Source organism: Actinosynnema sp. (assembly GCF_052038725.1).
Genome location: NZ_JBQGCX010000265.1, coordinates 1 through 9,374 on the forward strand (window position 1 = coordinate 1; position 9,374 = coordinate 9,374).

General features: G+C 74.2%; 10 protein-coding genes and 1 rRNA gene. 3 read left to right on the forward strand and 8 right to left on the reverse strand.

Annotated elements, in window-relative coordinates; all coding sequences use genetic code 11:
- Nucleotides 1-658, forward strand: a 658-nt coding sequence (locus ACTUAL_RS05140; RefSeq protein ID WP_440899440.1) for an HAD family hydrolase, incomplete at its 5' end; no start/stop codon positions are given.
- Nucleotides 659-730: 72 nt separating this feature from the next.
- Here the strand turns inward: ACTUAL_RS05140 and ACTUAL_RS05145 are convergent.
- Nucleotides 731-1,342: a hypothetical protein gene (locus ACTUAL_RS05145; protein ID WP_096491639.1), complete on the reverse strand. Its 612-nt coding sequence runs from the start codon at nucleotides 1,340-1,342 to the stop codon at nucleotides 731-733.
- Between the two features lie 189 nt (nucleotides 1,343-1,531).
- Between ACTUAL_RS05145 and ACTUAL_RS05150 the strand changes: the two genes are divergently transcribed.
- The gene (locus tag ACTUAL_RS05150) at nucleotides 1,532-1,762 is read left to right on the forward strand and encodes a hypothetical protein (RefSeq protein ID WP_096491638.1); all 231 of its coding nucleotides are present in this window, start codon (nucleotides 1,532-1,534) and stop codon (nucleotides 1,760-1,762) included.
- 134 nt (nucleotides 1,763-1,896) lie between these two features.
- Here the strand turns inward: ACTUAL_RS05150 and ACTUAL_RS05155 are convergent, their stop codons facing one another.
- From ACTUAL_RS05155 to ACTUAL_RS05175, 5 genes are all read right to left on the reverse strand, one after another.
- On the reverse strand, nucleotides 1,897-4,833 hold the full coding sequence (locus ACTUAL_RS05155) for a bifunctional [glutamine synthetase] adenylyltransferase/[glutamine synthetase]-adenylyl-L-tyrosine phosphorylase (protein ID WP_096491637.1): 2,937 nt from the start codon (nucleotides 4,831-4,833) through the stop codon (nucleotides 1,897-1,899).
- Between the two features lie 40 nt (nucleotides 4,834-4,873).
- Complete coding sequence (locus ACTUAL_RS05160) at nucleotides 4,874-5,098, reverse strand: hypothetical protein (protein ID WP_012783534.1); 225 nt, start codon at nucleotides 5,096-5,098, stop codon at nucleotides 4,874-4,876.
- Nucleotides 5,095-6,231, reverse strand: coding sequence for an inorganic phosphate transporter (locus tag ACTUAL_RS05165; protein WP_096491636.1), 1,137 nt, complete (start codon nucleotides 6,229-6,231; stop codon nucleotides 5,095-5,097). Before ACTUAL_RS05165 ends, ACTUAL_RS05160 begins: the two co-directional genes overlap by 4 nt.
- 97 nt (nucleotides 6,232-6,328) lie before the next feature.
- Nucleotides 6,329-7,072 (reverse strand): type 1 glutamine amidotransferase, encoded by a 744-nt coding sequence (locus tag ACTUAL_RS05170; protein WP_096491635.1) that lies wholly within the window; start codon nucleotides 7,070-7,072, stop codon nucleotides 6,329-6,331.
- Nucleotides 7,073-7,220: 148 nt separating this feature from the next.
- Nucleotides 7,221-7,736 carry a rhodanese-like domain-containing protein gene (locus ACTUAL_RS05175; protein WP_440899441.1) on the reverse strand — a complete coding sequence of 172 codons (516 nt, stop codon included), beginning with the start codon at nucleotides 7,734-7,736 and terminating at the stop codon, nucleotides 7,221-7,223.
- Nucleotides 7,737-7,816: 80 nt separating this feature from the next.
- On the opposite strand from ACTUAL_RS05175, the gene ACTUAL_RS05180 reads away from it, so the two are divergent.
- Nucleotides 7,817-8,281 carry an Lrp/AsnC family transcriptional regulator gene (locus ACTUAL_RS05180; protein WP_096491633.1) on the forward strand — a complete coding sequence of 155 codons (465 nt, stop codon included), beginning with the start codon at nucleotides 7,817-7,819 and terminating at the stop codon, nucleotides 8,279-8,281.
- Between the two features lie 40 nt (nucleotides 8,282-8,321).
- Here ACTUAL_RS05180 and ACTUAL_RS05185 read toward each other — a convergent pair whose 3' ends face one another.
- Nucleotides 8,322-9,188: a GNAT family N-acetyltransferase gene (locus tag ACTUAL_RS05185; protein ID WP_440899442.1), complete on the reverse strand. Its 867-nt coding sequence runs from the start codon at nucleotides 9,186-9,188 to the stop codon at nucleotides 8,322-8,324.
- A gap of 70 nt (nucleotides 9,189-9,258) precedes the next feature.
- Nucleotides 9,259-9,374 (reverse strand): 5S ribosomal RNA (gene rrf, locus ACTUAL_RS05190).

A 9,374-nucleotide genomic window follows, 5' to 3' on the forward strand; every position in this document is an offset into this window, starting at 1 on the left:
CGCGACCACCGACGCCCTGTTCCTGGACTTCGACGGCCCCGTCTGCGCGGTCTTCTCGACCTTCCCGGCGCGCGAGGGGGCCGCCCTGCTCCGAGGCGGTCTGGCCGGTGGCGGTCACACCGGCTTGCCTGATCGTGTCGCCGCTTCCGAGGACCCGTTCGTGGTCCTGGAGCACGCCGCGTCCCTGGGCGCGGAGGCGAACCGCCACACCGGGGCGGCGCTGCGCGCCCACGAGGTCGAGGCGGTCACGGCCGCGAAGCCGACCTCAGGGGCGGTGGAGCTGATCCAGGCCTGGGGGGAGACGGGGCGTCCCCTGGCGGTGGTGAGCAACAACTCGCGGGACGCGGTGAGCGCCTACCTGAGCCTGCACGGCCTCGCCGGACTCGTTCGCACCGTGTCGGCCCGCACCGACCCCGAACCGGGCAAGCTGAAGCCGAACCCGTTGCTGCCGCACCGGGCCTGCGAGGCGGTGGCGGTCCCCGCGGTGAGGTGCACCCCGGTCGGCGACTCGCTCACCGACCTCCGAGCCGCGCGACGAGCGCGCTCCCGCGCCATCGGCTGCGCGAACGAGGCAGGCAAGTCAGAGCTCTTCGCGGCGGAGCACCCCAGCGCCACCACCACGAGCACGACGCGCCTCAGCCGCGCGCTCCTCCTCTGACCGGCGCCGAATCCGCCGCGTCCCGGCGACGCGGAAGCCCTTCCCCTGGGGAGAGCGGGGTTTCTCGGTCGGCTACGGCAGCGGGACGTTCTGGACCGTGATCGCGCCGCCGGTCGGGGCCAGGGAGCCCACGATGTCGGACAGGGTCACGGTCAGGGTGGTCGCGGTCGCCGGTCTCGGGTCGTCCAGGTCGATCTGGCCCGTGGTGGTCGCGCCCTTGGCCAGGGCGCCGGACCAGCGGCTGGTGGGGGTGGCGGCGTACTCGGCGCCCGCGTCGTCCCTCGCGGTGATCGACGTGAGCGGGATGTCCATCTTCGCCGTGCTCGCGTTCACCGCCGTCAGGTGCAGGCGGATGCGGCCGTCGACGGTCTCGACCTTGGTGATCTCGGCGGTGAGCAGGCCCCTCGCCTGCTTCCACGAGCCCTCGACCACCTTCGTCTCGGCGTCCGGGGCCGGTTCGGCCGGGGTGCTCGGGGGGAGCAGCGGTTCGGGGGCGCCCGCGGGGGCCGACGTGGTCGGGGTGGCGGAACCGCGCAGGTCCACGCTCAGCGCGCCCACGCCCACGGTGCCCGCGGTGGCGGCCTGGACCACGCCCAGCAGAACCAGCACGCCCAGTGCGGCGAACGTGGTCTTGAGGGCCGCGCCACCCTTCTTCCGGTGGTGCGAGGTCTGCTCTCGGTTCATAGCGTCCTTCGTTCGGGCGCAGGGGTGTCACCCAGCAGAGGGACCCTCAGTCTCGGCAAAAAATAACTCTCGGTCAATGCTGAGTGGCCTGGAAACCACCCCAGTTGAACAGCGCGTAACCGCAGTCCCACACAAAGTCGTTGCGCGGCGAACCGTGCCCGCGGCGGTCCGGCGGGCTACTGTCACGCCGTGTCTGAAGACGTCGCTACCCCCGCGCAGGTGCTGTCCACCAACATCTACGACTCCGCGGCCGAGGCCATCGAGGCCATCGCCGCGGCTGACGTGCTCGGCCTCGGGGTCCGGGTGTCCAACCGGCTCGTGCTGGAAGAGGAGGGCGAGGAGGACACCCTGGTCGAGGAGTGGGTCGTGGACCTGCTCGCGACCGTGCCCACCGCCGACGAGGCGCCCGACGAGGCGTGACCCGCCGTTCCGCGGGGCGGGTCCGACGTCGGCAGGACCCGCCCCACAACCACCGCTCGCGCGAGGACGGCTGAGGGCCACCCTCCAGGGGCACCCCCAGGTTTTCACCCCCCAGGGCCGCCCCGAAGGCCGCCTCACGACCCGTAGAACACCCGCTCCACCACGCCCCGAGCCCGCCGCGTGGCGCGCCGGTAGGAGTCCAGGAACTCCCCCGCGTCGTCCGGCGCGTGCCCCATCACCGCCGCCACCGCCGCCAGGTCACGCCCCGCCGTGGGCAGCTGGTCGCCCGGCTTGCCCCTCACCAGCACGACCGCGTTGCGCGCCCGCGTCGCCAGCACCCACGACTCGCGCAGCACCTCGGCGTCCTCCGCCGACACCAGCCCGGCCTCCTGCGCCGCCCGCAGCCCCCGCACCGTGGACGGCGTCCGCAGCGCGGGCACCTCGGCCGCGTGCCGCAGCTGGAGCAGCTGCACCGTCCACTCCACGTCCGCCAGCCCGCCGCGCCCCAGCTTGGTGTGCGTCGACGGGTCCGCGCCGCGCGGCAGCCGCTCGGCCTCCACGCGCGCCTTGATCCGCCGGATCTCCCGCACCTGCCCGGAGTCCAGCCCGCCCTCCGGGTACCGCACCGGGTCGATCATCGCCACGAACCGCGCGCCCAGCTCGTCGTCCCCGGCGATCACCCGCGCCCGCAGCAGCGCCTGCGACTCCCACAGCTCGCCCCACTGCGCGTAGTACGCCCGGTACGACTCCAGCGTCCGCACCAGCGGCCCCTGCCTGCCCTCGGGCCGCAGGTCCGCGTCGACCTGGAGCGCCGGGTCCTGGCTGGGCGCGCTCAGCAGCCGCCGCACCCGCTCGACGACGCCGTTCGCGTACCGCACCGCCTCCGAGTCGCTCGCCCCGCCGACCGCCTCGCACACGAACACCACGTCCGCGTCCGACCCGTACCCCAACTCCCGCCCGCCGAGCCTGCCCATCCCGATGACCGCGATCCGCGCCCTGGGCTCGCCGGACGCCCGCACGACCGCGTCGAGCGACGCCTCCAGCACCGCCACCCACACCTCGGACAGCGACACGCACACCGTCCGCAGCGTCGCCAGCCCCAGCAGGTCCGCGCACGCCACCCGCAGCAGCTCGTGCCGCCGCAGCGAGCGCGCCGCCGTCACCGCCCGGTCCAGGTCGTGGTGCCGGGACACCGTGCTGCGCAGCGGGTTGCCCACGGTCATCGGGTCCCGCCCGAGGAGCGCCTCGGTGTCGGCGAGCAGCCGCAGCACCTCGGGGGCCCGCACCAGCAGGTCCGGCACCAGCCGCGAGGACCCGAGCAGCGCCGCCAGCCGGTCGACGACCGCGCCCTCGTCGCGCAGCAGCCGCAGGTACCAGGGCGTCTCGGCGAGCGCCTCGGACACCTTCCGGTACGACAGCAGCCCGCCGTCCGGGTCGGGGGTCTCGGCGAGCTGGTCGAGCAGCACAGGCAGCAGCGCGCCCTGGATGCGGGCCCGCCGCGACACGCCCTTGGTGAGCGCCTCGATGTGCCGCAGCGCCCCGTCCGGCGCGGTGTAGCCGAGCGCGGCCAGCCGGTTGACCGCCTCGCCGGTGGTCAGCCGCAGCGCCTCGGTCGGCACGTTCGCCACGGCCTGGAGCAGCGGCCGGTAGAACAGCTTCTCGTGCAGCCTGCGCACCTGGTTGGCGCGCTTGCGGAACTCGGCGAGCAGCACCTGCGCCTCGGACTGGCCGCCCTCGGCGTGCAGCCCGGAGGCGCGGGCGAGCCAGCGCAGCGCCGCCTCGTCGCCGTCGGCCGGGAACAGGTGGGTGCGCAGCAGCTTCTGCAGCTGCAACCGGTGCTCCAGGGTGCGCAGGAACCGGTAGGCGCGGCCGAAGTCCGCCGCGTCGGCCCGCCCCACGTACCCGCCGCGCCCGAGGGCGGCGAGCGCCTGCGTGGTGGCCTGGATGCGCAGCTCCTCGTCGCCGCGCCCGTGCACGAGCTGGAGCAGCTGCACCGCGAACTCGACGTCCCGCAGCCCGCCCCGCCCGAGCTTGAGCTCGCGCTCCTCCAGCCCGACGGGCACGTGCTGCTCGACGCGCCGCCGCATGGCCTGCACGTCCGGCACGAAGTCCTCGCGCTCGGCGGCGGTCCACACCAGCGGGCGCACCACCTCCAGGTACCGCTGCCCCAGCTCGGCGTCGCCGACCACCGGCCGGGCCTTGAGCAGCGCCTGGAACTCCCAGGTGCGCGCCCACCGCCGGTAGTAGGAGGCGTGCCCGTCCAGGGTGCGCACGAGCGCGCCCGCCTTGCCCTCGGGGCGCAGCGCCGCGTCCACCTCGAAGCAGGCCTTGCCCGCGACCTGCATGAGCGTGCTCGCCAGCCGGGTCGCCACGCCCGTGTCGCCCTCGGCGACGAACACCACGTCGACGTCGCTGACGTAGTTCAGCTCCCGCGCGCCGCACTTGCCCATCGCGATCACCGCCAACCGGCACTCGTCGGCCCTGGGCACCTGGGTGCGGGCGACCTCCAGCGCGGCGTGCAGCGCGGCGACGGCGAGGTCGGACAGCAGCCCCGCGACGTCGTCGTACGGCACGTACGGCAGCTCGGGCTCGACGACGTGCGCCAGGTCCTCGGCGGCGATCCGGCACAGCAGCGCCCGGTACTCCAGCTTCAGCTCGCGCACCGGGTCGTCCGCGCCGACCACCCGCACGAGCGCGGGGACGAACGAGGCCGGGTCGACCGGGTCGGCGCCCGCGAGCGCCGTCCAGCGGTCCGGGTTGGCCGCGAGGAAGTCGGACAGCGCGGTGGACGAGCCGAGCACCGCCAGGAGCCTGCCGCGCACCACCTCGTCGGCGCGCAGCGCGGCGTCCAGCTCGGGCCAGCGCCCGCCCAGCGAGGCGCGGAGGCGGTCGACGCCCAGCAGCGCCAGGTCCGGGTCGGGGCTGCGGGCGAGCGCGGACAGGACCGGGTCGACCCCGCCGGTGGGACCCCGGTCGTCCCACCAGCCCGCGTCGCGCAGGTGGTCACCGCTGCGCGGGTCGGTGAGCCCGAAGCGCGCGGGCGACGTGGAGGAGCGTGCTGGATCGGTCATCGCAGCACACCGTAGTCCCGTCGCCGCCCGGCGCACCGGATCAGCGCGCGACGATCAAATAGATCCCGAATAGCACCACGGCAGCGCACGCCGCGAAGCAGGTCACGGCCACCGACAGGCCCGTCGTCCCGCTGCCGCCGCCCTCGCGGGCGACCTCCCGCGCGGACAGCCCGCGCAGCGCGGCGGAGAACAGCGCCACCAGGCCCAGCACGACCACCAGGCTGACCCCGAACACGGAGCCGAGGGCTCCCCAGTCGACCTTCACGCCGCCACCCCTCCCACTTCCCGCGCGGAGGCGGGGCCCTCGTCCACGACCTGCTCAGGCAGCACCGGCTCCCGGCGCGACAGCACGTAGATCCCCAGCGACACCAGCACGGCGGTGACCGCGACGACCACGACCCCGGCCGTGCCGCTGTCGGCGACCCAGCCCGCGAGCGCGCCGACGAGACCGGCGGCGGGCAGGGTCAGCACCCAGGCGGCGACCATCCGGCCCGCGACGCCCCAGCGCACCGCGTTCCGGCCCTTGACCAGGCCGGCTCCGGTGATGCCGCCGGACGCGACGTGCGTGGTCGACAGCGCGAAGCCCAGGTTGGACGACGCGAGGATCACCGCGGCGGAGCTGGTCTGCGCGGCGAAGCCCTGCACCGGCTCGATCGTGGTCAGGCCCTTGCCGAGGGTCTGGGTGATCCGCCAGCCGCCCAGGTAGGTGCCGAGCGCGATCGCCACGGCGGCGCTCACCACGACCCACATCGGCGGCTCGGCGCCGGGCGCGAGGGTGCCCGCGGTGATCAGGGTGAGGGTGATGATGCCCATGGTCTTCTGGGCGTCGTTGGTGCCGTGCGCGAGCGACATCAGGGCGGCCGAGGCGATCTGCCCGGCGCGGAAGCCCTTGCCCGCCACCGCGCCCCGCACGCCGGCGGTCAGCCGGGTGGTGAGCCTGGTGGCCAGCAGCGCGACGATCCCGGCGACCAGCGGCGCGGCCAGCGCGGGCACGACCACCTTGTCCAGGACCTTGGCGAAGTGCACCGCGTCGGCGCCCGCCGAGACCCAGGCGGCGCCGATGAGGCCGCCGAACAGGGCGTGCGAGGAGCTGGAGGGCAGGCCCAGGTACCAGGTGACGAGGTTCCAGAGCACCGCCCCGACCAGTCCGCCGAACACCACCGCCGGTGTGATCAGGGCGTCGTCGACGATGCCGCCGGAGATGGTCTTGGCCACCTCCACCGACAGCAGGGCGCCGACGAGGTTCAGCACCGCCGACAGCGCGACCGCGGTTCTCGGCTTGAGCGCTCCGGTGGCGATCGAGGTGGCCATCGCGTTGGCTGTGTCGTGGAAGCCGTTCGTGAAATCGAAGACCAGAGCGGTCACGATGACGGTGACGACGAGGAGTGAGACGTCCACCCGTAAAGTCCTTCGGCTCAACCGATTAGGTTGCGTAAGGGTTTGCGGGTGAACGCTACATGCACACTCCGTTAACTCATGCGCCGACCGATGTTCGTCACACCAGCGGAAGCGGCATACCGGACATAGCGGGCTTGATCTCGCCGGACGCCAGCTTCGCGAACCGCTCGGCGAACGGCTGCCAGACCTCGGCCACGTCGGCGTGCGCCTCGGCCAGCCGCTCCGGCTCCAACCAGCCCGGACGACCCGCCTCGGCCACGTCCGGCGAGGCCGCCGCCCAGCCCAGCACGACCTCGGGCGTGGTCTCGACGTGGAACTGGACGCCGTAGGCGCTCTCCCCGACCCGGAACGCCTGGTTGTCGCACTTCGGCGAGGACGCCAGCAGCTCGGCCGACGGCGGGAGCAGCCCCACCTCGTCCCGGTGGAACTGGATCACGTCGGGCGTCCACGGCAGGTCGGCGAACAGCGGGTCGCGCCCGGCGGCGTCCCGCTTGGCGATCAGCTGCGGGCCGCCCTCGGGCCCCGAGGGGGCGCGCCGGACCTGACCGCCGGTGGCCACCGCGAGCAGCTGCGCGCCCAGGCACACGGCCAGCACCGGGATCTTCCGGGAGACCGCGCCGGACAGGGCCTTGCGGACGTCGGCGAGCCACGGGTGGTCGACGTCGTCCAGCGGACCCATGGCGCCGCCGAGGCAGACGACGGCCCGGTAGCCGTCCAGCGCGGGGACGGGCTGCTCGTACGGCTTGACCAGGTCCAGCTCGGCGCCTGCGGCTTCCAGCCAGTCGCCGAGGGGGCCGATGGGGTCGTCGGCGCCGGGCTGGATCACGAGGATTCGGGTCACCTGAACGAGGTTAGTCAGAGTTGGTCAAGGGTTGGTCAGGGGCCCGCGCGGGCCGGGTCGGAGCACCGGACCGGCCCGCCGCCGGACCGGGCACGGGAGCGGGGACGGCCCTGCAACCACCGTCGCAGGGCCGTGCCACCGCCGGGGTTCAGCAGCCGCAGGCGATGACCGGGGCCTGCCCGGCCGCTCCACCGGGGGCGGCTCCCCCCGCGGCGGTGGCCCCGACGACGGCGGTGGCCCCGACGGCGGTGGCCCCGGCGCGTTCGACGGCGTCGCCCTCGACCGGGAAGCCCGCCGCGTGCCAGGCGGTGATGCCGCCGGACAGGCGCTTCACCCGGAAGCCCAGTTCGGCGAGCTTCAGCGCGCCCTTCGTGGCCGCGTTGCACTGGGCGCTCTCGCAGTAGCAGACGTAGACCAGGTCGCGGTCCCAGTCCGCCGTGGTCTCGGCGCTGATCTCGGGGTGCGGCAGGTTGATCGCGCCGGGCACGCGCAGCTCGGCGAACCGCTCCGCGCTCCTGGTCTCCACGAGCAGGTAGCCGGTCGCGGTCCCGGCGGCCAGGTCGCGGGCCACGTCGTCCGGGTCGGTCTCGAAGGCGAGTTCGGCGGCGAAGAAGGCGGCGGCGGTGGCGGGGTCGGCGGGCGGGAAGCGCAGTGCGTTCGACATGGGGAGATCCTCCCCGCGCGGCCCCTGCCGGGCCCAGGCGCAAACCCAGGTGTTCCGGGCCGTGCGCCTACGATTCCCCGGTGGAACCGGACGATCTGGATTGGAAGTTGCTGGAGCTGCTCCAGAGGGACGGCAGGATGTCGTTCAGCGAGCTGGCCCGCCGGGTGTCGCTGTCCGCGCCCGCCGTGACCGAGCGGGTGCGCAGGCTGGAGCAGGCCGGGATCATCACCGGCTACTCGGCGACCGTCGACCCGCAGCGGCTCGGACTGGTGATCGAGGCGGTGGTGCGGGTCCGGGTGCGGAGCCTGGACACGCCCCGGTTCCGCGAGCGCGTGGTGACCATGCCGCAGGTCCGCGACGCCGACCACGTGACCGGGGACGACTGCTGGCTGCTGCGGGTGGTGTGCCGGTCGATGGCGGAGCTGGAGGTGTTCGTGGAGCTGGCCCTGCGCTACGGGGAGACCACGACGTCCCTGGTGTTCTCCTCGCACGCCCGCAACCGGCCGGTCACCAGGGCCGCGGCGGCGGACGTGGTCGTGGACTAGGCGTGGTCGTGGACTAGACGTGATCGTGGACCAGCGGCGGTCAGCGGCCCAGGGGTGTCGGGCGGCGCGGGGAGAACACGAAGTCGACGGCGTCCGCGACGGGCCGGTAGCCGAGCGCGGGGTAGATCGTGTTGGTGGTGCGGTTGGCCAGGTCCGTGAACAGGAGCACGTGCTCGGCGCCGCGGTCGAGCGCCCAGGCGGAGGCGGCTGCGGTGATCGCGGAGGCGTAGCCGTGCGCGCGGTGCTCCACCGGGGTGTAGACGGGGCCGACGCGCGACATGCCCGCCACGGGCGGGTTCACGGCGGCCCAGGACACCGGCTCGTCCCCGTGCTGCCACAGCAGGTCCGCGTACCCGGCGGCGGCGCGGTGGCGGATGCCCGCGGCGGCGCTCTCCTCGTCGTGCCGGTCGGCCTCGCCGACCTGCACCGCGTAGCGGGCGCGCCAGCCGACCAGGAGGTCGAAGTCCGCTTCGCCCGCGACCCGTGCGGAGCCGGGCACGTCGGGCGGCGTGAGCTCGTCGAGCCGGAAGAGCCGCAGCTCCTTGGACTGGTAGGCGCTGGCCCCGGTGCGGACCGACCAGGGCAGGACGAACGCCTCCGCGTTCTCGCGCGGCCCTCCGGCGCCCGGCAGGTCGCCGCGCTCGGCGTACGCCTGGGCGACGACGTCGGCCCAGGGCGCGGGGACGCCGCTGAGGTTCACGCCCCGAGGCGGGGTGCGCACGGCCGCCGCGACGAGCTGCCCGCCGTCGTGCACGGTGACGCACTCGACAGCGGACGGTTCGGGCTGGCGCAGGCACTGCTCGACGACGGCGATGCACGCGGTGTGCCGGACGGGGTCCGCGCGGAAGAAGTCCCCGGCCAGCGCCCAGAACTCGACGGGGTCCTCGTGCACCACCACATCGGCCATGGGCAGGGAGGTTAACGCAGAAAAGCCCTGTGGGGCGCACGGAAAACCGTGCGCCCCACAGGGAAAAAATGTTCGGCGGCGTCCTACTCTCCCACACCCTCACGAGTGCAGTACCATCGGCGCTGGAAGGCTTAACTACCGGGTTCGGAATGGGACCGGGTGTTCCCCAACCGCAATGACCACCGA

Excerpts from the sequence above, each read along its gene's own strand:
- ACTUAL_RS05155 (WP_096491637.1), bottom strand. The coding sequence starts at position 4,833 with ATGACCGATCCAGCACGCTCCTCCACGTCGCCCGCGCGCTTCGGGCTC.
- ACTUAL_RS05175 (WP_440899441.1), bottom strand. The coding sequence starts at position 7,736 with ATGTCGAACGCACTGCGCTTCCCGCCCGCCGACCCCGCCACCGCCGCC.
- ACTUAL_RS05185 (WP_440899442.1), bottom strand. The coding sequence starts at position 9,188 with ATGGCCGATGTGGTGGTGCACGAGGACCCCGTCGAGTTCTGGGCGCTG.
- ACTUAL_RS05145 (WP_096491639.1), bottom strand. The coding sequence starts at position 1,342 with ATGAACCGAGAGCAGACCTCGCACCACCGGAAGAAGGGTGGCGCGGCC.